We start from the raw sequence: 21,981 nt of genomic DNA on the forward strand, positions 1-21,981 counted from the left end.
CCGACCACCGGCGTCGTTCCAGGGGGCGCTCACGCGCCGGTGACCACCAACGCGCCGAGATGCCAGAACCGGTCCGGTTCGCTGTCGAGGGTCAGGTCGACGGTGCGACCGGCTGAACCGCCGTCCAACTCCCCATGGACCCAGGTGAAGATGCCGCCCGGGAGCTCGGGTGACGTGGCGAGCATCGTCGTACCCTCGCTGATGATCGTCGGCGGGCAGTCGGGTCCGCCGTCTCCGACCAACGCCGAGAGCTTCTGGCGTCCGGCCGGGATCCGGATGCGGAGCGTACGGGCGGGGTAGTCGCCGACGAAGTCGCGCTGCAGGGCGTCCCACATGCTGCCCCGATCGCGCGGCTGCGGCCCGGTCCCGACCCACCCGAATCCGCGCGCCTCGCTCCACGCCGTGTTGTTGGCGAGCCGCGTGTAACCGGGAACCAGCGGGCTGTCCGCGGTGCCCACATCCAAGGCCAGATGGCACTGCGCGGGGTCCGGCGCGATCACGAACGTCTGGTGGCGAGAACCCAGCGCGGTCTGACCAGGCGTGACGTCGACGGCCAGGTCCACGTGATCGGCGATCAGCGGAGGAGTCACAGGTACGTCGACAGTCGCCGACTGTGCCGATCCGACCGCGACGGTCGCCGGTCCGACCTGCCAGCTCGAGTCGACCGGGTGCACGGCAGCCGTGATCGCCTGGTTCGTGGCCGTCGCGTTGGTGACCTCCACCGCGAGCTGGTTGGAGCGTCCGCCGAACAGCAGCCGGCCGTTCGGGTAGGCCAGTTGCACCCACCCGGAGCGGCTCGATACGGCCCGCGACCACCCGAAGAAGTACGCCACGATCGTGTCCCGCCAGCGCTCCGCCTCGATCACGTGATCGTCGAAGGTGGCCGCGATTTCGGCGTACCGCGCCCGGTCGATGCGCCCGGCGAGACGTTTCCACGAGCGCTGGAACTCGAGCACCCGCTCGTACCCGTCGAAATGGCTGTCGTAGATGTGCTGAACGACGGTCTTCCCGGAATGCAATCGATGCGTGTACGGCACCCAGTGCATGAACAGCAGCAACTCGTCCGGGCAGTTCTCCACCGATCCGTAAATGTCCTGCCAGTGCTTGCCGAGAAGCCCGGTAAATCCGGAACCCGTGGCTGCCGTCCGGTCGAAGCCGGTTCCCTCGGCCGTCGAATGGTGCGAAAGGTTCTGCGTGGTCGTCGGCGCCGGCTGGAAATGACCGCCCAGGGGATAGGTCAGATACCCCATACCCAGCGGCGACGTGTAACTCTCGTAGGTCTCCCACGACCGCAACATGATTGCCTTGAGCACCGACCCGACCTGACGGTCGACGCCGAAGGTCAGCTCGATCCACTCCGTGACGATCTCGTCCGCGGACAGCTTCGGGTTCCACGCCAGCCGCGCGAACCCGTGCGTGTTCGCCGCCCCGAGCTGATACCCGGTCCAGTCCCGGTCGTCGCCGAAGTTCAGCACCCCCGCGAACCCGACATTCGTCTGCCGGTACGCCGTCCCGTCGACGACGTCGGCCACCGTCGGCCCGCTCCCGGACCCCGTGTACGTCGGGAAGTCGAGGACCGTCTTCCACTCCGGCACGAGGTAACACAGGTGCGTCGAGTGTCCGGTGTACTCCTGGGTGATCTGCAGTTCGACCACTTGGTTGGTGTTCGGCAGCCCACCGAACAAGGGGTTCACCGGCTCCCGCACCTGGAAGTCGATCGGCCCGTTCTTCGTCTGCACGACGGCGTTCTCGTGGAACTGCCCGTCCAGCGGATGGAAGACGTTGTACTCGTACTCCGCCCAGTCGTCGAACCCTTCGTGCACGAACGACCGCCAGACGAGCCGCCCGCCGTACGGCGCGAGGCGGTCGGCCAGCATGTTGGCGCCTTCGGCATGCGTGCGGCCGTAGTCGAGCGGACCGGGCTGTCCCTCGGAGTTGGCCTTCACCAGGAAGCCGCCGAAGTCCGGGATCAGCCGGTAGATCTCGGCGATCTTGTCCTGCCACCACTGCTGCACCCGCGCGTCGACCGGGTCCGCCACCTTGATCGGGTCCGGATCGCTTGCCGTCAACGAGATCGGGCCGGCGTAGTTCGCCGAGATCCACAGCTGCACGCCCCACGAGCGCAGGACGCCGGCGAGGGCCGCCAGACCGGGCAGTCGCTCGGAGCGGAGGAACTCGACGCTGGCGTTGACGTTGTTGATGACGCTGTGGTTGATCCCGACGGAGGCGAGGACGCGGGCGTAGTCGACGTACCGTTCGCGGAGGCCGGGGAGTTCGTCCCAGACGAAGATCGACTTGCCCGCGAAGCCCCGCTCGATCGAGCGGTTGAGGTTGTCCCAGTGGTTGACCATGCGCAGCGGTGCGGCGGGACGATCCGACTGGTTCAGCTTCTCGAGCGGACGTTGGCGCTGGAGGTGCTGCAGCAGGCGGAAGGCGCCGTACAGGGCACCGCGTTCGCCGGCCGACGTGATCTGCACGCGGTCGGCCTGGCGCTTGATCGTGAAGCCCTCGGTGCCTTGCGGCTCGCCGGCGCTCACCGAGACGACGACCGCGCCCTTCGTGAGCTGGTCGTTCACCGGAACGGTGCGTCCGAGCAGACCGGACAGTCCGCGGGCGAGCTCCGAACCGGCCGACTGCAGAACCGGGTGCTTGCCCTGGACAACGACGTGGGTGATCGCGGAGCGGTAGCGCTCCAGGAGATCGCGGTCGGGGACGAGGCGATAGCGGAGCCAGAGGTCGTACCCGTCCTCGTCGGGCGGTACGGCGGTCGCGTGCGCCGTCGTACCGGGGAGAAGACCGGCGGCGAGCGCTCCGGCGCCACCCGCGGCGAGCAGCGTTCGACGGGTGAAGGTCATGACTGGTACGTCCTGACGTAGTCGAAGCGCGCAGTGCTGCCGGCGCCGCCCATGGAGATCAGACCTAGCTTGAGCGGTCCGGAGTCCTTCGGCAGGTTCCAGTAGCTGCCCCACTGCCAGTGCTTCCCGTCCAGACTGGTCGCCGCCTGGAACAGGTGCTCGCCGGTGGTGGGGTTCGTCGTGTGACGCAGCCGCAGCCACATCGTGTCCGCGCTCGGCCCGAGCTGGATCGCCTCGGCCCACGGCGTCGCATCCGGTCCGGGCCAGAGGAACGTCTGCCGTACGGCGTTCGTGCGGGTCGGAGCCAACTGCAACGAGTTGGTCCTGGAGCCCCACGCGATCAGACCGGCGCGAGCATTGCCCGTACTGCCCGCGAACGGGAGCGAGACACGGGTCTCGACGGTGTAGTCGCCTTGGGGTGCGTCGTGGAGGAAGAGGGTGGCGAGGTTGTCCGCCTTGCTCAGGTCGGTGGCCTGCGTGTCCCAGACCAGCTGACCGTTCTCGAGGTGGCCCTGATTCGCGCCGGTCCACTGCCAGCTCGGATCCACACTGTCGAACTCGTCGCTGTAGTCCTTGAGCTCCTGACCGAGACGAGGATCCGGGATCTTGTGTGTCACCGGTTGGTAGAGCTGGGCGAGGCTGAGATTGTCGCCCTGCGCGGCGCCGGTCAGACCGAAGCTCGACGGGCCCTGGAGGGGCTTGGGCAAGGTGACCGAGAGTTCGCCGAGCGGGTTGTCGCCGGCCGCGGGCGCGACCTGGACCGTCGCCTGACCACCGCGGGTCTCGACGCTGAGCGAGTGCCACGTGTCGTAGCGGAACCCGTCGTAGAGCTTGGTTTCCGACGTACCGACGATCTTGCCGGCGATACGTTGCTCGACGCGGAGCGAGCCGCGCGCGGGATCGAGCCAGGCGATCGCGTACGTCGACGGCGAGTGGTACCCGAAGACGAGTCCGGCCGGGCCGCCCGTGGTTCTGAGATCGCCTTCGAGCCGGTAGTTGGCCGAGCCGGTCTTGCTGCTGACGAGGAGCGCGGACCCGTCGGCGGACTCGACGTACCCGTCGTTGCTGACCGTCCAGTTGCCGCGGACGGTGCGCCAGTCGGCGAGGTCGCTCGGCTGACTGAACGAGCTGCCGAGCTTGGGCGCCGAGGCGGGCGCCGCCTGCGGTTGGTCAGAGGTCCACTGGCCGGCGCGGACGGTCGGCCAGCCGTTGACCCAGTCGAGGCGGTCCATCGACTGCGGGCGGCCGCCCCAGGTGTGATCGGCGCGGATGTCGGAGTTCACCAGGTTCCACTGCTGACCGGAGCGGTCGACGGTGATCGCGTTGTGGCCGGTCGCGGTGAGCGAGTTGCCGTTGTACGAGTTCACGATCGTGCCGCCCGGCTGGTCGGCCGTCAGCGAGACGCCGTTCTCGTCGAGGAACGGGCCGACCGGGGACTTCGAGCGGCCGACGAGCAGTGGGTAGCCGCCACCGCCGACGTCACCGATGCAGCAGCCGTAGCCCGAGTAGAACAGGTAGTACCAGGGGCCGCGCTTCGTGACCCAGGTGCCTTCACCGCGCTCGCCGGCGACGACCTGGGTCGATTCCCCGACGGCATTGCGGCCGTCGGCGGACAACTTCACGACGTGGATGCCACCGCGGCGGAACGAGCCGTAGTACAGGTACTTCGTCCCGTCGTCGTCGATGAACATCATCGGGTCGATCTCCATCACCTCGCTGTCGGCGACGAAGTTCACGACAGGATGCCCGATGTCGGTCCACGGACCGGCCGGGGTCGGGGCCGTCGCGAGGCCGATGGCGGCGCCGAGCGAGGTCGAGCCGGGGGCGGAGTAGTACATGTAGTACTCGCCGTCGACGTACCGGACGTCGGGCGCCCAGTAGCCCTTCTGCGGCCAGCCGGCCCACTGCGGGTGGTTCGCCTCGCTGAACGCGTCGCCGAGGAACTCCCAATGCACGAGGTCGGTGGTCTTCATCATGGGCAGCAGGTGCGCCGGACCGTGGTTGTCGGCGTTCTCGCGGGTCAGGCTGGTGTTGGTCGCGTACGAGTACCAGGCGCCGTCCTTGGCGCGGATCAGGCCGACATCCGAGAACGCCTGCGCGACGTCCTGCATCAGCGGGTTGGTGTACGTGGTCGGCGGGGTTGGCGCGGCCTGTGGGACCGCGCTCGTGGTGAGTGTCGGAAGCATGCTGGCCGTCACCGTTACCAGGCCGGTGACGAGCACACGCAGGGAGGCTTTTCGGGGCATGACGACAGGTCCTCACTGGGCGGGGGAGGTACCGAATTATCGATCATCCAGACAGTAAGTGATCGATAATTTGACCGCAAGACCTCGCCCGTCGCCGGCACTCCGGCAGGTGGCGGAAGGGCATGATCCACCCGACACGCTGCGTAGCGGAGCGGGTGCGAGGCGGAATACCTAGCATCGAAGGTGGTGCCGCCGAGCTGAGGAGCCCGTCGTGACTGCTGAACTCGCCCCGGCCGGTCTGTCGGACCGCGCGTCGGCCGCGCGGTTGCTGGTTGGCGTGGCCCACGACCTGTTCGACACGCCTGCCCCGGTGGCCCCGATCCGGATCGGTTGCCGCGAGGAACCGGTCGACGGCGACGTCGAGGAGTTCCTCCGCACGCGCCTTGCCGACTGCCCGTCGTGGCTGATCACCCGGGCGACGCGCCGCATCTCGTGGACCGACAGTGACGGTGTCTCGAACGTCGCGTACGCCGGTTCGCTCGGAGCGGTCGTGCCGATCGTGGCACGGGAGGCGACACTCGCGCTGTGCCGGATGCTGGACGCCGACCCGAGAGTAGGCGAGCGCACCGACGCACTGAGCCCCGCGGATCGCGCGCTCGTCGAACGCGTGACAACGGATCACGACCCGTTGGCGGTCCTTCGCACCGGGATCGACGCGGCGGCGCGTGTCCTGGTCCAGCACGCGTACCTTGCCGAGCGGACGCCGTACGACGATCCCGCGGCCTTCGCCGCCGTACTGCGGGACAGCGGGATCTTCACGACCGTCGCCGGGACCTGGCACTGGGGTCTGCAGGCGTCGACGTACCGGCGCGGATTGATCCCGGTGCAGCTGATCAGCTTCGGTGGGCGCGTGACGTACTCCGCGGACACCGTGGCGGCGTTGCGCGCGATGAAGGAGGCCCGAGTGGCCGGCGCCGCCGACGGCACTGACCCAAGTGCGACGCAGTACGCGGCCCTCGAAGGCGGCGAGCAGCCGCGCTGCCTCGCGCACGCACCCCAGGTGGTCGATGGTCGTCGTTTCACGCTGGTGACGCGGGTCGCGGACCTCTTCGTCGAGACGTTCACCCGGCTGCTCGACGTCGTCGAGATCGAGCCTGCGGCGCCGCAGACACCGGACGACGGGTCGGCGTCGGCCTTCGAGGTTCCGGACATGACCTGTCAGCACTGCGTCCGGACCATCACGAAGGCGGTGGCCGAGTTCGGCGTCGAACCACCCGAGTTCGACCTGGTCAGCAAGCGCGTCACCGCGGTCTTCGCGTCGGCCGAGATCCGGGAGCTGAGCTTCACCGCGATCCGGGCCCGCGGGTACACCGTCGTACCGCTGCCGGATTGATCCCAGACCATGGCGGGCGGGCGGGCCGCGCAGTAGTGTTACTGAGGCCCCTCAGGAAAGTTGCCGCCGACAACATGTGGCGCGGCGGCCGGTGACTGGCGGCCAGGAAGCGGTGAAGCAATGAGTATCGCTGACGAAGTCGGCCGGATTCCGCTGGTGGCCGAGGCGGACATCAATGCACCGTGGAACGGGCACGACACCCGAGTGCTGGTGATCGCCGGGATCGGGATCGCGATCATCGTCGCGCTGATCGTCGGACTGAAGATGCACGCGTTCCTGGCGCTCACGATCGGCGCGCTGTTCGTCGGCCTGGGCTCCGGGATCGCTCCCGGCCTGGTCACGAAGTCGTACGAGAACGGCGTCGGCAGCGTGCTCGGGTACGTCGGCGTCCTGATCGCGCTCGGCGCGATGATCGGCAAACTGCTCGCCGACTCCGGCGGCGCCGACCAGGTCGTCGACACGCTGCTGCGCGGCAGACCGGCCGCGCTGCCGTGGAAGATGGCGCTGATCGCGTTCATCATCGGCATCCCGATGTTCTTCGAGATCGGCCTGGTGCTGCTGATCCCGGTGGTCATGCTCGCCGTCCGGCGGACCGGCGCCAAGGCGATGCTGCTCGGGATCCCCGCGCTGGCCGGCCTCTCGGTGCTGCACGGCTTCGTGCCGCCGCACCCCGGTCCGCTGGCCGCGATCGGCGTTCTCAAGGGCAACGTCGGTATCACGCTCGCGCTCGGCCTGCTGGTCGCGATCCCGACGGTGATCGTCGCCGGGCCGCTGTTCGGGCGGCTCGCGGCCAAGTGGGTCCCGATCGGGGCCGCCGGCGCCGCGCTCGAGGTGAGCGGCGGCGCCCCGCAGGACGGCGATGGCGGCACCCAGGTCCGGACCAGGACCCGTACGCCGAGTTTCACCGCGACGCTGGTCACGGTCCTGAGTCCCGTGGTGCTGATGCTGCTCAAGGCCGCGTCGGACGTCTGGATGAGCAAGGACAACGCCCTCTTCCCGGTGCTGCAGTTCATCGGCGACCCGGTCACCGCGCTGCTGATCGCCGTACTGCTCGCGATGTACACGTTCGGTACGGCGGTCGGCTTCGGCATCCCGGAACTGAGCAAGAAGATCGCCGCGAGCCTGCTGCCGATCGCCGGCGTGATGCTGATCGTCGGCGCCGGCGGCGGCTTCAAGCAGGTCCTGGTGGACGGCGGGACCGGCACGGCGATCGCCAAGATCGCGATCGCGCTGAACCTGTCGGCGCTGGTGCTCGGCTGGATCGTCGCGGTGCTGATCCGGCTGGCGACCGGCTCCGCCACCGTCGCGACGGTGACGGCCGCGGGCATCGTGGCGCCGCTCGCGGCCGGCCAGAGCACCGCGCACCTGTCCCTTGTGGTGCTCGCGATCGGGGCCGGCTCGTTGTTCTTCTCGCATGTGAACGACGCCGGCTTCTGGCTGGTCAAGGAGTACTTCGGGATGACCGTTGGCGAGACCATCAAGACCTGGTCGGTGATGGAGACCATCATCTCGGTGATGGGCCTCGGACTGACGTTGCTGCTGTCAGCGTTCCTGTGACGGACCTCAGGCGATGCGGCCGAGCTGTCTGGTGAGGTCGCGGAGGGCCTGGAGGAATGCCTCGGAGAACGTCGGGAAAGGCTGGATCACGTCGAGCAGGACCGGCAGCGGCACCTTGGCCCGGATCGCGAGGGTCGCCTGTTGCAGCCACTCGCCGGCCTCGGGACCCACGGCGTACGCACCGGTGAGCACCGACCCGTCGGACACCAGCGTGAGGAACCCGGGCTGCGTGTCGTACGAGCGCATGTACGTCGAAGTTCGCGGCACGCCCGAGAGCTGAATCGTGCTCAGATACGCGCCCTCGGCCGCACCGACCGAAGCGGCCTGCGGGTAGCAATACACAACTCGGGGGACCGCGTCGTAGTCCGCCGTCCGCGGAGTCCCGAGGATGTTGCTCGCCGCCACGCGCCCTTGGTACTCGCCGACATGCGTCAACTGCCACAGCCCGGTCACGTCACCGATCGCCCAGATGCCCGGCGCCGCCTGGAGCTGACCGTCGACCACGATGCCGCGCGGATTCGCCTCGATCCCGACCGTCTCCAGCCCGATCCCGTCGACCCGCGGCCGCCGCCCGGTCGCGACCAGCACCCGGTCGCCCTCGACCTGCGTCCCGTCACTGAGATCGATCACGTACGACGATCCCGCCAGCTGCACGCGCTCCGCCCCGATCCCGACGCGAACGTCCACACCATCAGCGCGCAGCGCGGCCCCGATCGCCGCACCGACCGCTGCGGGTTCCCGCGGCATCAGGTGCTCGCTCATCTCGATGAGCGTCACCCGCGACCCCATCCGGGCCATCGCCTGACTCATCTCCACGCCGGTCGCGCCACCACCGAGCACCAGCAGCCGATCCGGTACGTCGACCAGCCCGGTCACGTCGCGGTTCGTCCACACGCCCGGCAGCTCCCGGAGCCCGGGTACGGGCGGGATGATCGGGTCCGCGCCGCACGCGATCACGATCGCGTCGGTGCTGTACGTGCGATCGTCCACCGCGACGGTGTGCGGACCCGCGAGCCGGCCATGACCACGCAGTACCTCGATGCCGGCGCTCTTGGCCCACGACACCTGGCCGGCGTCGTCGTAACCGGACACCATGAAGTCACGCCACCCCAGAGCAGCCGGTACGTCGAGGGCGCCGGTCACCGCCTCGCGGGCGCCCGGCGCGTCGAGGGCCTCTGCCAGCGCCTCGCCCGGCCGGAGCAGGGTCTTCGAGGGGATGCATGCCCAGTACGAGCACTCGCCACCGAGCAGTTCACGCTCGACGACGGCGACGCGGGCGCCGCCCTTGGCCAAAGTCGCGGCACAGTGTTCGCCCGGCGCACCGGCGCCCAGAACGATCACGTCGTAGTCCCTGCTCATGTCCCCAGCCATCACGTACTCCTTCCACCGAGGCGATCAGCTCACCCCAGGCTCCGGCGGGTCCCGCGCCCGACGGGCTCACCGTCACACTCGCTCGGGCACGCGCCCGGTGGGCTCACCCTCACACTCGCCCGGGCAGGCGCCCGGTGGGCTCACCCTCACACTCGCCCGGGCAGGCGCCCGGTGGGCCAGTGAGTGTCCCTGGTTTGCGGCGACCAGGGAGCTTCACTGGGGCCAACCCGGGACGTGCGGGCGGATCGTGGACCGGACAGCGGAGCCACCCTGCGGAGGCCGGAATGGAATTCCTGGTCACGATGACCACGCACGTGCCGGACGGCGTCACCGAGGCCGAGGTGGCCGAGGTCCGCGCCCGGGAGGCGGCCCATTCCGCGGAGCTGGCGGCTCAGGGGCGGGTCGAACGACTGTGGCGGCCGCCGCTGGCGCCGGGGGAGTGGCGCACGATCGGCCTGTTCGACGCCGACGACGCGGACCACCTGGAGACCGTTCTCGCCTCGATGCCGCTGCGGATCTGGCGCACCGACGAGGTCCTCCCACTGACACCGCACCCGAACGATCCAGGCGCGCGGAAATGACGACACAGGGCGACGAGCCCGCGGTCACCGGCGGAGCGCCGTACGGCGGCACGGGGGTCGCGTTGCGCGGGCGGGCCGGTGCTCTGCTCGTAGCCGCGACGGTGCTGGCGTCGATGGTCGGCTTCATCGACGCGTACATGATCAACGTCGCGATCCCGGCGATCGGACGCGACCTGGGAGCCGGGGTCAGCGGCCTGCAATGGATCCTGACGGGCTACCTGGTCACCGTCGCGTCGTTGCTGCTGCTGGCCGGCGCGCTGGCCGACCACTTCGGTTGGCGCCGGCTGCTCGTCGTCGGCCTCCTGGTGATGATCGTCGCGTCGTTGTGCTGTGCGGCAGCACCGAACGTCGAGGCGCTGATCGCCGCTCGAGTCGTGCAAGGAGCGGGCGGAGCCATGGTCGTGCCGAGCAGCCTGGCGCTGCTCAACGGCACGCTGCGCTCGGAGGACCGCGCGAAGGGGATCGGTGTCTGGGCAGGTCTATCGACCCTCGGTACGACGCTCGGCCCCTACGGCGGCGGCTGGTTGGTGGACCACGCCTCCTGGCGCTACGTGTTCCTGCTGAACGTGCCGCTGATCCTCGCGGCGTTGTGGGTACTTCGCGGCGTACCGGAAGTCAGCCGCCAGCGGAGACCGCTCTCGCTCGACCTGGCAGGGGCCGTCCTCGCCGTCGTCGGGTTGGGTGGTGTGATCTATGCGCTCACCGCGGGACCCGCCTCCGGCTGGGCGAGCCCTGTCGTCATCATCTCCGCCGTGGTCGGCGTGGCCGCGCTGGCCGCGCTGATCCCGGTCGAGCAACGGCGGCCGGCGCCGATGCTGCGTACGGCGCTGTTCCGGATCAGACAGTTCGTGGCCATCAACGCCGCGACGCTCCTGTTCTACGGGGCGCTGTCGGCGGCGAGCTATCTCGTCGTACTGCAGTGCCAGCTGACTCTCGGCTACACCGCCACCGCGGCCGGCGCGGCGCTGATCCCGGAGTCGGCGGTGTTCCTGCTGGTCTCGCCGTTCGTCGGTGGTCTGGTCGCTCGCGTCGGCGTCCGGCTGCCGATGACGATCGGCATCCTGATCGTGGCCGGCGGCTTCGCCTGGTTGTCGGCCGCGAGTCCGGGGCAGAGCTACGCGCAGGCGATCCTGCCGGGCGCGTTGCTCTGGGGCCTCGGCATCGGACTTACTGTCGCCCCCCTCACCGCCGGCGTCCTCGCCGCGGTCGACGATGCGGATCTCGGCGAGGCGTCGGCGATCAACGACGCCGCGTCGCGTGTCGGCGGTGTGGTGCTGATCGCGCTCGTCCCGGCGCTGCTCGGTGTCGGCGGCTCGGACGACCTCGCGCAGCCGCTCGCGGACCGGTACCAGACCGCGATGCTCGTGATGGCCGCCCTCAGCGTCGTGTCCGCCGCGATCACCTTCGGGTACGTCGCCCGCGGCCGTCCGTCCGCGATCCAGCTCCCGGCGACCCCGCGGGTGCACGGCTGCGCGGTGCCGGTATCGACGTGACCATCAACTTGACCTGAAACGGCTGAATGGCCTCAGAAGAAGGGGAGAGCAGGATGACCGAGAGTCTCGAGGGACAGGTCGTGGTGGTGCTCGGCGGCAGCTCGGGCATCGGACTGTCGACCGGCCGGCAGGCTCGCGCGGCCGGCGCCCGGGTGATCCTCACCGGCCGCAACCAGGAGCGCCTCGACAAGGCCGTCGCCGACGTGGGCGCCGAGCGCGGAGTGGCGCTGGACCTGGCCGACCCGGCGCAGGTCGAGCAGCTCTTCGCCGGTCTGCCCGACCAGCTCGACCACATTCTGGTGAGCGGCAGCGGTCCGTTCTACGCGCCGATCGCGGAGATGGACCTCGACGAGGTCCAGCGTAACATCGACGAGCACATCGTCGGATCACTACGCCTCGGGCGGCTGTGCATGGGGCGGGTGCGTGCGGGCGGTTCGCTCACGTTCATCAGCGGCACCGGCGCGCGGCGACCCGGGATCGGCCTGGTCCTGGCCGCCATCGGTACGGCGTCGTTGTCCGCGATCGTCGCGAACCTCGCGCTCGAGATCGCGCCGATCAGGGTGAACACGGTCGCGGCCGGCTTCGTCGACACGCCGTTGTCCGCCCGGCTGCTCGGGGATCAGCTCGAGGAACGCCGCGCGGACCTGCGTGCCACGCTGCCGATCCGGCGCGTCGTCGGCCCGGACGACGTCGCCGACCTGATCCTGCACCTGATGACCAACGGCGCGCTGACAGGTGCGACGTACGACGTCGACGGGGGCCAGCAATTGCTGACGCGCTAGCCGATCGCCGCCTCGTAGCCTGCCTCGGGCAGCGCCTCGCGCAACTGCCGGCGGGAGCTGATGGAGAGCTTGTCGAAGATCTTGCGGAGGTGCCATTCGACCGTGCGTGGGCTGAGGAAGAGGCGGCTGCCGACTTCCGGGTTCGACAGGCCGTCCCGGACGAGCAGGGCGATCTGCAGTTCCTGCGAGGTCAGTTCGTCGCCCGCGGTCGGCGCGGCGGCTCGTTTGCGGACGGTCTCGCCGGTCGCCTGCAGCTCGCGCCGTGCCCGCTCGGTGAAGGCCTCCATGCCGATCGAGGAGAACAGGTCGTAGGCCATGCGCAACTCGGTGCGGGCTTCACCGCGGCGCGTCTTCCGGCGCAGCCATTCGCCGTACAGGAGATGAGCACGGGCGAGGTCGGGGCGCAGCCGGGTCGGCGTCAGCAGCTCGATCGCTTCCAGGTACGCCGTCTCGTCCGCGTTCACGAGTCCGCGCGCGCGAGCCTCGATTCCGCGGCCCCAGGCCTCCTCGGTGTCGCCGGTCTTCTCCTGCAGTCGCTCGAGTGCGGCGACCGCTTCGCGCCGCCGTCCGCTGCGGACGGCGGCCTCGACCTGCTCGCTCAAAGCCCAGGACGACACGAAAAGCTCCGGGGTGTCCTCGCTCGCCATCGTTGCCCACAGCAACGCTTCGTCGTGCCGGCTGAGACCGTTCAGGACGATCGACCGCGCCCACCGGGCGTACTGCACCGCCGTACCCTGCCCCTCGGCGGTGCCGCTGGCGATCGCGTCGTCGATCAGCGGAAACGCCTCGTCCGGTCTCCCGCGGAGCCCGGCGAGCACCAGCGCGCCGTACGGCCCGACGTGGGTGCCGGTGGCTTCCCGGACCGCGTCGGCTTCGGCGCGCAGCGTGGTCGCGTCCGCGAAGTTGCCGGCCATCCCGACCACCTGCCCGAGGACGTTCACCCCGACCGCGAGCACCGCGAGTGCGCCGGCACTGCGGGCGGTCTCGACCTGACGTGTGGCGGTGGCCAGGCAGGCCTCGAAGTCCCATGCGGTCGCGGCCGCGGCGGTGGCCAGCCAGCCCCAGCGCAGTACCTCCTCATTCGTGGCGTCCGCCCCGCCGAACGCGACCGCGGCCTGTTTGAGCAGCGGCACAGCCGGCTCGCGTCCCTCGGCGAACAGCAGCGCGAACCCGTCCAGCAGTACGTCGGAACTCCGCGACTCCGTCCCGGCTCGGGGCGCCTCCCGCGCGGCCAGCGAGACCTCACGCAGCCCCACGACCTCGGCCAGTTGGCCGGCGAACAACGCGGCGCTCCAGGCGTCCAGGTAGGTGTCGCGAGCCAGTCGCCGGTCGAGTGGTTCAAGGGTGCGGGCGGCGCGCAGCAGGAGGCCCGGTGCGTCGCGTCCGCGTTGCTGCGCGAAGGCCGCCTCGGCGCGGAGCAGATCGATCCGCGCGCGGCCGAGGTCGTCCAGGTGTCCGGCTTCGGCGGTGGCGAGCAGCGCCCACGCCGTACCGAAGGCTCCGGCTTGCAGGCTGGCGTGTGCTCCGGCGAGCGCGCGTTCGGTGCGGCGTACCGGATCTCGGGTCAGCGCGACGGCACGCTGCAGGAACGCTGCTGCAGCCGCGAAGCCGCCACGGGCCTGGGCTCGGTCGGCGGAGCGTTCCAGCTCGCGCGCGACGTCCTCGTCCGGTCCCGATGCAGCCGCGGCGAGGTGCCAGGCGCGTCGATCCGGATCGGCGTCCGAGTCCGTGGCATCCGCCAACGCCAGGTGGACGGCGCGCCGCTCGCTGGAGGACGCCGACCCGTAGAGGGCGGACCGGACGAGCGGATGGCGGAACGTCACCCGTTCACCCAGGGTCAGGAGTCCCTCGATCTCGGCGAACACGGCGTCGATGCCGAGCTGGTCGGCGGCGCGCCGGACGAGGACCGGGTCACCGACCGGCTCGGCCGCGGCGACGAGCAGGAGCTGCCGGATCGGCGCGGGCAGAGTTTGAGCCTGCCGAAGGAAGCTCTGCTCGATCTGACCGGGCAGACCCTGCCCCGTGAGCAGGCCGAAGCCGGACGCGAGCTGGGTGGCGGTCAGGCCGCGTGGCAGTTCGAGCAGTGCGAGTGGGTTGCCGCCGGTCTCGGCGACCAGGCGGTCGCGGATCGGTTCGTCGAGCAGGAACTCGACAGCTGATCCGAGCAACGCGCGCGCCTCGTCGGCGGGCAGTCCGTCGACCTCGAGCTCGGGGAGACCGTGCAGCTCGACGCCGACCTCACGCGCACCGAACAACAGCCCGACCGCCTCCGCACCGACCCGCCGCGCGACGAAGCCGAGCGTCTGGGCAGTCGCGGTGTCGAGCCATTGGGCATCGTCGACGACCACCAGTACCGGCTGTTCCTCGGCGAGGTTCGAGATCAGGCTGAGTACCGCGAGGCCGACCATGAAGCGGTCCGGCGCCGGGCCGGGCGCGAGCCCGAACACGGTCGCGAGCGCCCGCCGCTGCGGCTCCGGAATCCTGGGCAGCCGGTCGAGCAGCGGTACACACAACTGATGCAGCGCTGCGAAGACCAGCTCCATCTCGGACTGGACACCGACCGCCCGCAGTGTGAACAGCTCCGCCGCGGATTCGGTCGCGTGGTTGAGCAGCGCACTCTTCCCGACCCCGGCCTCACCGCGGACGACGAGCACCCGGCTGGTACCGCTGCGGACGTCTGACAGTAACCGATCGAGAACGGCCCGTTCCGAGCGCCGGCCGAGCAGTCTCGCTCCCCGCGCTCGTCCCGCGTCCAGGCCGCGGAATCCGCTGCCACGCTCCACCCGTCCGCCGCCTTCCCAAGCGGTGCGCACCCCGCACCGATCCGGACACCCCGCGGTCCGCCGAACCGCACCAGACTAAGTCCGCCGGAGCTCCGTTGACCACTGGCCAAGCGTGCTGTCGTGCTGCTCGTGCACAAGCTGACGCGCAATCGAGGCGGGATGTTCAAGTTGCAGCGTGTGCGGGTGGTCGGGCAGCCGGTACCCGAGGGTGGTGACGGTGTCCAGGCACCGGGCCCGGCCGAGGATCGCCCAGTTGACCCGTGAGTCCGGGGACAGGTCGAGATCCTCGGCCAGCAGGAGATTCTGGTCCAGCCAGGCGCGCGTCACGGTCTGCAGCGTGCCGCCCACCTCGCCGTGACGGCCGAGCACCAGCGACTCGCGCAGGTGAGCGGTGCAGCCGGTCGTGAGACGTGCCGTCGTCGTCCGGGTCACGTCGGCGCCGGCGGCGACGACGAACGGTTCGGCGTACCACTGGAGGCTGGCGCCGCCGGTCAGCTGGATGTCGACGTCCCAGCGGGCGGCGCCGCCGCGCATCCCGTACGCGACGGTGCCGGCGGTCTCGACGATCTCCAGCCGGACCGGCCCGCTCGCGACGATCTCGATGCGTACTTCGTCGCCGGCGAGCAACAGTGCGCCCGCCGCCACCAGCGCGACGCGGACCACGCCGGGCCGGCCGGGGAGCTGCCGCGGCGACAGGTGATCCGTGGTCAGCAGACAGCGGTCCCGGACCGGGTCGGCGATGACCTCAATGCGTGTGGGCATGGGTGTGGGTGATCAGCTCGCCGTTCTCGCCGACATGGGAGTGCGGAGCCATCGGACCCGGGTCGACGGGCGTGTGGTTGCCGCCGCGGACGGTCTCGGTCATGTGCCGGACCCAGTCCTTGAGCTTCGCGACCGACGCCGGGTCTGTCCGGGACAGCGCGAGAACCGGCTTTCCGTCGCGTGCTGCTTGGGCATCCCGGACCATGCGGTCGACGTCGACACCGACGTACGGCGCCAGGTCGGTCTTGTTCACGACGAGCAGGTCGGCGCGGGCGATCCCGGGGCCGCCCTTGCGGGCGACGTCGCCTCCGCCGGCTACGTCGAGTACGAAGATCTGCGCGTCGACGAGCGCGGGGGAGAAGGTCGCGGTCAGGTTGTCGCCACCGGACTCGACCAGGACGACGTCAAGGGGCGCGAAGTCGCGTTCGAGGTCCTCCACGGCGATCAGGTTCGGGGTGACGTCGTCGCGGATGGCGGTGTGCGGGCAGGCGCCGGTTTCGACGGCCCGGATGCGTTCCGGGTCGAGGACGCCGGCGGAGCGCAGCAGGCGGGCGTCTTCGTCGGTGTAGATGTCGTTGGTGATCACGCCGAGGTTGAGCTCGTCGGCGAGTTCGCGGCAGATGGTGGCGATCAGGGAGCTCTTACCGGTGCCGACCGGTCCGGCGACGCCCAGTCGGAAGGAGCGGGGGTCTTCAGGCATGGAACAACCTCATTCTCTCGATGGAATGCTCGTGGGCGAACACGTCGATCTGCGGCGCGCCGGCGGCGGGGATCTTCTCGGTCTCGGTCAGCGGCGCGACGTCGGCCACCAGCTCCTCGATCTCGTCGTCCAACCCCGCCACCCAGGTCGCCGCCTCGGCCGGATCCACCGGCAGTAACTTCAACGACGCCGACACCACTGTCTGTACGTCGTCATAGGCGACAATCCGCGCCAACTGCTCAGGCGAAAGCCCCGTCACCGCCGCGACAACCCCCAGCACAACCGGCCGCGCGACCTCCTTGTCACGCGGCAAGTACTCGAAAACCTCAGGCCAGACCCGCCCCACCACCCGCAACAAAACCCGCCCCTGCCACCGAGCCACCCCCCGCAACACCTGACTAGGCGTCCGAGCCCCCCAAGCCCCCTCAACCACCCGAACCCAATCCACCCCACCACGCGCCCCCACACTCCCGCCCCCCGCGCCCTCCCCCCGCGCCGCCCCACCCACCCGCGCCGCCTCGTCCACCCGCGCCGCCTCGTCCACCCGCGCCGCCTCGTCCACCCGCGCCGCCTCGTCCACCCGCGCCGCCTCGTCCACCCGCGCCGCCTCATCCACCCGCGCCGCCTCGTCCACCCGCGCCGCCTCATCCACCCGCGCCGCCTCATCCACCCGCGCCGCCTCGTCCACCCGCTCGCCGAGTCGTGGGTTGTGGTCCGGGTTTTCGAGCCGTGCTCCACGACTCGACGAACCCGGCTCGCGCCACGTTGCACGACTCGGCGAGCCAGGCTCGACCGGCGGCGTCGACAGCTCCTCGATCGATCCGCGGCTGCTCGTCTCCGCGCCTTCCACCCGTGCCGCGGACACCCGCTCGCCGAGTCGTGGGTTGTGGTCCGGGCTCTCGAGCCGTGCTCCACGACTCGAGGAACACGGCTCCTGCCACGACGCACGACTCGGCGGACCCGGGTCCTGGGGCGTGGCTTGGAGGGCGAGGTGGCGGGCTACGACAGCGACGGCCGCTTCGGTGCGCGTGATGGTACGGAGGCGGGCACGGGCGTACTCCGCCACGTCACCGAGTTCCTTGCCCTCAGCACCTAACCCGGCCCGCACAGCAGGCTCCAGCCCGGCGGACTGCGTGTGCCCGCCGGTCGGCAACCGTCCGTCGGCCAGCATCAGCGCGACCACTTCCGCGGCGCTCATCAGAACATCGCGTACAGCTGAGCGAGCGGCAGTACCTCCGCCGGCGCCGGCTCCACCAGATCGCCGTCGATCTGGATCGCGAACGTCTCCGGATCGATGTCGATCGTCGGCAGCGCAGCGTTGTTCTTCAGGTCGGCCTTGCCGACATCCCGCGTCGGACGCACCCCGAGCAGCTGCCGGCGCAGCCCGAGCCGCTCGCCGAGCCCGTCCTCGAGGGCGGCCGGCGACACGAACGTGTACGACAGATCGGCCCCGATCGCATCGCCGAACGCGGGCCGCATCAGCACCGGCTGCGGTGTCGGGATCGACGCGTTCGGGTCGCCGAGCGCTGCCCATGCGATCGCGCCGCCCTTGATCACCAGGCTGGGCCGGACACCGAAGTACCGCGGATCCCACAGGGTCAGGTCCGCGAGTTTGCCGGTCTCGACCGAGCCGACCAGGTGATCGATGCCGTGGGCAATCGCCGGGTTGATCGTGTACTTCGCGACGTACCGGCGTACCCGCTCGTTGTCGGCGACCGTGCCGAGCGCGCCGCGGCGGCGCTTCATCAGGTGCGCGACCTGCCAGGTGCGGGTGATGACCTCGCCGATCCGGCCCATCGCCTGCGCGTCCGACGAGGTGATCGAGAGCGCGCCGAGGTCGTGCAGGATGTCCTCGGCCGCGATCGTGGTGGCCCGGATCCGCGACTCGGCGAACGCGAGATCCTCGGGTACGTCGGGGCTCAGGTGATGGCACACCATCAGCATGTCGAGGTGCTCGGCGACTGTGTTGACGGTGTGCGGCAACGTGGGGTTCGTCGAGCCGGGGATGACGTGCGGATGCGAGGCGATCGACAGGATGTCGGGTGCGTGCCCGCCGCCCGCGCCCTCGACGTGGAACGCGTGGATCGACCGGCCGGCGATCGCGCCGAGCGTGGACTCGACGTACCCGGCCTCGTTGAGACTGTCGGCGTGCAGCGCGACCTGCAGCCCCCACTCGTCCGCGGCCCGCAGCGCGGCGTCGATGGCGGCCGGCGTCGATCCCCAGTCCTCGTGCACCTTGTACCCGGCCGCGCCCGCGAGCGCCTGCTCGGTAAGCCCTTCGGCGCTCACCGTGTTCCCCTTGCCGAGCAGCAGGATGTTGAGCGGTACGGCGTCCAGCGCGCGATGCATCTGCTCGAGGTGCCACGCGCCGGGGGTGACCGTGGTCGCCTTCGAACCCTCGCTCGGGCCGGTGCCGCCGCCGACGATCGTGGTGATCCCGGTCGCGAGCGCCTCGTGCAGCTGCGAGGGGGAGAGCAGGTGGACGTGGGAGTCGATCGCGCCGGCGGTGAGAATGCGGCCCTCGCCGGCGATCACGTCGGTCGACGGGCCGATCCGCAGGTCGGGGTGGACGCCGTCGGCGATGTCCGGGTTGCCGGCGCGGCCGAGGGCGACGATGCGGCCGTCGCGGATCCCGACGTCGGCTCGGACGATGCCCCACCAGTCCACGACGAGCACGTTGGTGATGACGGTGTCGGGGGCGCCTTCCGCGCGGGTCGTCGTGCCCTGCGCCATCGACTCGCGGATGGACTTGCCGCCGCCGAACACCACCTCCTCGCCGCCGACGGTCAGGTCCTGCTCGACCTCGACCCAGAGGTCGGTGTCGGCGAGCCGGACCTGGTCGCCGACGGTCGGGCCGTAGAGGGCGGCGTACGCGGCCCGCGAGATCTCAACCACGGCTCACCTCGCTGATGTCGGCGGCAGGCGTGGGCTTCAGCTGGATACCGGGTACGGCGCGGTTGCCGCGGAGCGTGACGAGCGCGACCTCGCGGGAGGCGCCTGGTTCGAAGCGTTGCGAGGTGCCGGACGGGATGTCCAGGCGGAATCCATGGGCGGCGTCGCGGTCGAAGGACAACGCGCTGTTCGCGTCCGGCAGGTGCAGGTGGGAGCCGATCTGGATCGGCCGGTCACCCGTGTTCACGATCACCAGTCGCAAACGCTCGTCGTCGGTGCGGTCAGCGTTCAGCCGAATCGTGCCGGTCCGCACGTGGACGGCGCCTGGCGCCGCCGGGCTGGGTGCGCCTTCGGCGCCGGCGTTCGCGGCGCCGGCGTTCGCGGCGCCGGTGTGCGCGGCGCCGGCGGACGGCATGCCGGCGTTCGCGGCGCCGGCGGATGGCGTGCCGGCGTTTGCGGTGTTCGGTGGTGTGGCGGCGATGGCTGTGGTGGGGGCGGCGGCTGGGGTTGCACCGGGGGCGGGGGTCGCGGTGACGGCTGTGTTTGGGGCTGGGGTTGCGGTAGGTGGTTGTTCCGCGCCCTGTTCTTCCTTGCTAAGTCTATCGGGGTCGGCCATGAGATCTGCCTTTAAATGATGGGGTTGTGGATAGTGACGAGTTTGCGGCCGTCAGGGAAGGTGGCTTCTACCTGGACGTCGGTGAGGAGTTCGGCGACGCCGGGGAGGACCTGGTCGCGGGTGAGGACGGTGCGGCCGGAGTGCATCAGGTCGGCGACGCGGGCGCCGTCGCGGGCTCGTTCGATGACCCAGGTGCTGAGCAGGGCGACGGCTTCGGGGTGGTTGAGCTTGACTCCCCGGGCCAGCCGGTCGCGGGCGACCATGCCGGCCACGGAGAGCAGCAGTTTCTCTACGTCGGCGGGGGTGAAGTTCACGACGGCATCGGCAGGACGTGGTCGGACACCTTGTCTGTGCTCAGGCAGAGTGAGCACACGGCCGCGTCATGTGTGAGACAGGCGGTCATGTCAGGCCGTTCGTAGTCCTGGCGGCAGACGTGGCACGTGAGGATCTCGCCGGACGGGTTGCCGTGCTCGTCGTACATCGGCAGGTCGAGCCCGTCGTCGGTGCGGCGCAGGTAGTACTTGCCGCGGGTGATGACGGCCAGGACCGGCGGCAGTACGACGGCCAGTCCGATCGCGACGAGTGGTGAGTACGGTTTGATGCCCGCGCCGAGGCCGCCGAAGAACACGACGATCGACACACCGGCCGCGACCGCCATCGACACGAAGCCGACCGGGTTCACCGCGTACAGCATGCCGCGCCGGAACTCGGGCTGGAGCGGCGACAGCTTCAGCAGGTACTTGTTGAACACGATGTCCGAGGCAACGACCACGATCCAGGCCATGCCGCAGTTCGCGTAGAACCCGAGAATGGTGTTGAGGAAGTCGAACATGTTCGCCTCCATCAGCACCAGCGCGATCACCAGGTTGAACCCGAGGAACACGAGCCGCCCGGGATAGTGCCGGGTCAGCCGCGTGTACGAGTTCGTCCAGGCCAGCGAACCGGAGTAGGCGTTCGTCACGTTGATCTTCACCTGGCTGATCACGACCAGTACGACGGCCAGCGTCATCGCCAGCCACCCGGGCAGGAACCCGCGGTAGATCTCGAGGAACTGGTGCACCGGCTGGTTCGCGATCGACGACGAGTCGGCGACGTTGGCGATGATGTAGACGGCGAGGAAGAGGCCGATCACCTGCTTCAGCGCACCGAAGATCACCCAGCCCGGGCCGGCGAGCAGCATCGCGGTCCACCAGCGGCGGGAGTTCTCCGGGGTCTTCGGCGGCATGAAGCGCAGGTAGTCGATCTGCTCGGCGATCTGCGCGATCAGCGAGAGGCAGACACCCGCGGCGAGCAGCATCGAGCCGAAGTCGGCGTCGGGCCCGTAGTCGAAGAACGTCGACACCGACGACGGGTGCGAGATCAGCAGGTAGCAGAACGGCAGCACCATCAGGATCAGCCACAGGGGTGTCGTCCACACCTGAAGGGTGGAGAGCACCTTCATCCCGTAGATCACCAGCGGGAAGATCACCAGCGTGGAGACGGCGTACCCGAGCCAGAGCGGGACATGCAGGCCGAGTTGCAGCCCCTGCGCCATGATCGAGCCCTCGAGCGCGAAGAAGATGAACGTGAACGACGCGAAGATCACGTTGGTGACGACCGAGCCGTAGTACCCGAAGCCGCTGCCGCGGGTGATCAGGTCGAGGTCGATGTTGTACCGCGCGGCGTAGTACGCGAGCGGCAGGCCGGTCGCGAAGATCACCACGGCGAAGATCGCGATGCCCCACAGAGCGTTGGTGGTCCCGTACGAGATCCCGATGTTCGCGCCGATCGCGAAGTCGGCGAGGTACGCGATCCCGCCGAGGGCCGAGACGGCGACGACGCCGGTCGACCACTTGCGGTAGCTGCGCGGCGCGAACCGGAGGGTGTAGTCCTCGAGTGTCTCCCGGGTCGCGGTGGTGGGGCTTGGTGACGAGGTGGAGCGGTGGTCGAGCGAGGGTTCAACAGACATGGGCGAACTCCTGCGGCACCTTCGGGCGAGCGGTGCTCCGGCGGACCGGCGACGCTGCCGGC

The 21,981-nt window shown here is 70.0% G+C and carries 15 protein-coding genes and 1 pseudogene; 5 read left to right on the top strand and 11 right to left on the bottom strand.

What is annotated here, in order from left to right; genetic code table 11:
• Positions 1-29: 29 nt before the first annotated feature.
• Positions 30-2,855 carry an alpha-glucuronidase family glycosyl hydrolase gene (locus ACFYRH_RS16630; RefSeq protein WP_387774869.1) on the bottom strand — a complete coding sequence of 942 codons (2,826 nt, stop codon included), beginning with the start codon at positions 2,853-2,855 and terminating at the stop codon, positions 30-32.
• Positions 2,852-5,041, bottom strand: coding sequence for a family 43 glycosylhydrolase (locus ACFYRH_RS16635; RefSeq protein ID WP_387774872.1), 2,190 nt, complete (start codon positions 5,039-5,041; stop codon positions 2,852-2,854). Before ACFYRH_RS16635 ends, ACFYRH_RS16630 begins: the two co-directional genes overlap by 4 nt.
• 271 nt (positions 5,042-5,312) lie before the next feature.
• Here ACFYRH_RS16635 and ACFYRH_RS16640 point away from each other — a divergent pair, with 271 nt between their 5' ends.
• On the top strand, positions 5,313-6,434 hold the full coding sequence (locus ACFYRH_RS16640; protein ID WP_387774875.1) for a heavy-metal-associated domain-containing protein: 1,122 nt from the start codon (positions 5,313-5,315) through the stop codon (positions 6,432-6,434).
• 120 nt (positions 6,435-6,554) lie between these two features.
• Complete coding sequence (locus ACFYRH_RS16645; RefSeq protein ID WP_387774878.1) at positions 6,555-7,991, top strand: gluconate:H+ symporter; 1,437 nt, start codon at positions 6,555-6,557, stop codon at positions 7,989-7,991.
• Positions 7,992-7,997: 6 nt separating this feature from the next.
• Here ACFYRH_RS16645 and ACFYRH_RS16650 read toward each other — a convergent pair whose 3' ends face one another.
• The gene (locus ACFYRH_RS16650; RefSeq protein ID WP_387774881.1) at positions 7,998-9,362 is read right to left on the bottom strand and encodes a dihydrolipoyl dehydrogenase family protein; all 1,365 of its coding nucleotides are present in this window, start codon (positions 9,360-9,362) and stop codon (positions 7,998-8,000) included.
• 284 nt (positions 9,363-9,646) lie between these two features.
• On the opposite strand from ACFYRH_RS16650, the gene ACFYRH_RS16655 reads away from it, so the two are divergent.
• From ACFYRH_RS16655 to ACFYRH_RS16665, 3 genes are read left to right on the top strand one after another with little or no spacing between them, the layout of a single operon-like run.
• On the top strand, positions 9,647-9,943 hold the full coding sequence (locus ACFYRH_RS16655) for a muconolactone Delta-isomerase family protein (RefSeq protein WP_387774884.1): 297 nt from the start codon (positions 9,647-9,649) through the stop codon (positions 9,941-9,943).
• Positions 9,940-11,436, top strand: coding sequence for an MFS transporter (locus ACFYRH_RS16660; RefSeq protein ID WP_387774887.1), 1,497 nt, complete (start codon positions 9,940-9,942; stop codon positions 11,434-11,436). Before ACFYRH_RS16655 ends, ACFYRH_RS16660 begins: the two co-directional genes overlap by 4 nt.
• Positions 11,437-11,489: 53 nt before the next feature.
• A complete protein-coding gene (locus ACFYRH_RS16665; RefSeq protein WP_387774890.1) occupies positions 11,490-12,218 on the top strand; it encodes an SDR family oxidoreductase in 729 nt (242 codons plus the stop codon).
• Here ACFYRH_RS16665 and ACFYRH_RS16670 read toward each other — a convergent pair.
• The 8 genes and pseudogenes from ACFYRH_RS16670 to ACFYRH_RS16705 all read right to left on the bottom strand — a co-directional run bounded on the left by ACFYRH_RS16670 (position 12,215) and on the right by ACFYRH_RS16705 (position 21,919).
• A complete protein-coding gene (locus tag ACFYRH_RS16670) occupies positions 12,215-15,031 on the bottom strand; it encodes an ATP-binding protein (RefSeq protein ID WP_387774892.1) in 2,817 nt (938 codons plus the stop codon). The two genes, ACFYRH_RS16665 and ACFYRH_RS16670, sit on opposite strands and share 4 nt — an antisense overlap.
• A 45-nt stretch (positions 15,032-15,076) precedes the next feature.
• Positions 15,077-15,763, bottom strand: a complete 687-nt coding sequence (locus ACFYRH_RS16675; protein WP_387774895.1) for an urease accessory protein UreD — start codon at positions 15,761-15,763, stop codon at positions 15,077-15,079.
• Complete coding sequence (gene ureG / locus ACFYRH_RS16680) at positions 15,747-16,463, bottom strand: urease accessory protein UreG (protein WP_387774898.1); 717 nt, start codon at positions 16,461-16,463, stop codon at positions 15,747-15,749. Before ureG ends, ACFYRH_RS16675 begins: the two co-directional genes overlap by 17 nt.
• Positions 16,456-17,661 carry an urease accessory UreF family protein gene (locus ACFYRH_RS16685; protein ID WP_387774901.1) on the bottom strand — a complete coding sequence of 402 codons (1,206 nt, stop codon included), beginning with the start codon at positions 17,659-17,661 and terminating at the stop codon, positions 16,456-16,458. The genes ureG and ACFYRH_RS16685 overlap by 8 nt, the downstream gene beginning before the upstream one ends.
• On the bottom strand, positions 17,661-19,358 hold the full coding sequence (locus ACFYRH_RS16690) for an urease subunit alpha (protein ID WP_387774904.1): 1,698 nt from the start codon (positions 19,356-19,358) through the stop codon (positions 17,661-17,663). The genes ACFYRH_RS16685 and ACFYRH_RS16690 overlap by 1 nt, the downstream gene beginning before the upstream one ends.
• A pseudogene (gene ureB, locus ACFYRH_RS16695) lies at positions 19,351-19,683 on the bottom strand (urease subunit beta); the annotation flags it as partial. The pseudogene ureB and the gene ACFYRH_RS16690, both read right to left, overlap by 8 nt.
• A gap of 299 nt (positions 19,684-19,982) precedes the next feature.
• A complete protein-coding gene (locus tag ACFYRH_RS16700) occupies positions 19,983-20,285 on the bottom strand; it encodes an urease subunit gamma (RefSeq protein WP_387774924.1) in 303 nt (100 codons plus the stop codon).
• Entirely contained in the window at positions 20,282-21,919 is a 1,638-nt protein-coding gene (locus ACFYRH_RS16705) for a purine-cytosine permease family protein (RefSeq protein ID WP_387774927.1), read from the bottom strand. Before ACFYRH_RS16705 ends, ACFYRH_RS16700 begins: the two co-directional genes overlap by 4 nt.
• Between the last annotated feature and the right edge of the window lie 62 nt (positions 21,920-21,981).

The sequence above is a fragment of the Kribbella sp. NPDC004875 genome (assembly GCF_042873375.1).
In the GTDB taxonomy this organism is placed as follows: Bacteria; Actinomycetota; Actinomycetes; order Propionibacteriales; family Kribbellaceae; genus Kribbella.

Coding starts and splice junctions, on each gene's coding strand:
- ACFYRH_RS16705 (WP_387774927.1), bottom strand. CDS start 21,919: ATGTCTGTTGAACCCTCGCTCGACCACCGCTCCACCTCGTCACCAAGC.
- ureG (WP_387774898.1), bottom strand. CDS start 16,463: ATGCCTGAAGACCCCCGCTCCTTCCGACTGGGCGTCGCCGGACCGGTC.
- ACFYRH_RS16650 (WP_387774881.1), bottom strand. CDS start 9,362: ATGGCTGGGGACATGAGCAGGGACTACGACGTGATCGTTCTGGGCGCC.
- ACFYRH_RS16645 (WP_387774878.1), top strand. CDS start 6,555: ATGAGTATCGCTGACGAAGTCGGCCGGATTCCGCTGGTGGCCGAGGCG.
- ACFYRH_RS16635 (WP_387774872.1), bottom strand. CDS start 5,041: ATGCTTCCGACACTCACCACGAGCGCGGTCCCACAGGCCGCGCCAACC.
- ACFYRH_RS16665 (WP_387774890.1), top strand. CDS start 11,490: ATGACCGAGAGTCTCGAGGGACAGGTCGTGGTGGTGCTCGGCGGCAGC.
- ACFYRH_RS16655 (WP_387774884.1), top strand. CDS start 9,647: ATGGAATTCCTGGTCACGATGACCACGCACGTGCCGGACGGCGTCACC.
- ACFYRH_RS16685 (WP_387774901.1), bottom strand. CDS start 17,661: ATGAGCGCCGCGGAAGTGGTCGCGCTGATGCTGGCCGACGGACGGTTG.
- ACFYRH_RS16660 (WP_387774887.1), top strand. CDS start 9,940: ATGACGACACAGGGCGACGAGCCCGCGGTCACCGGCGGAGCGCCGTAC.
- ACFYRH_RS16630 (WP_387774869.1), bottom strand. CDS start 2,855: ATGACCTTCACCCGTCGAACGCTGCTCGCCGCGGGTGGCGCCGGAGCG.
- ACFYRH_RS16675 (WP_387774895.1), bottom strand. CDS start 15,763: ATGCCCACACGCATTGAGGTCATCGCCGACCCGGTCCGGGACCGCTGT.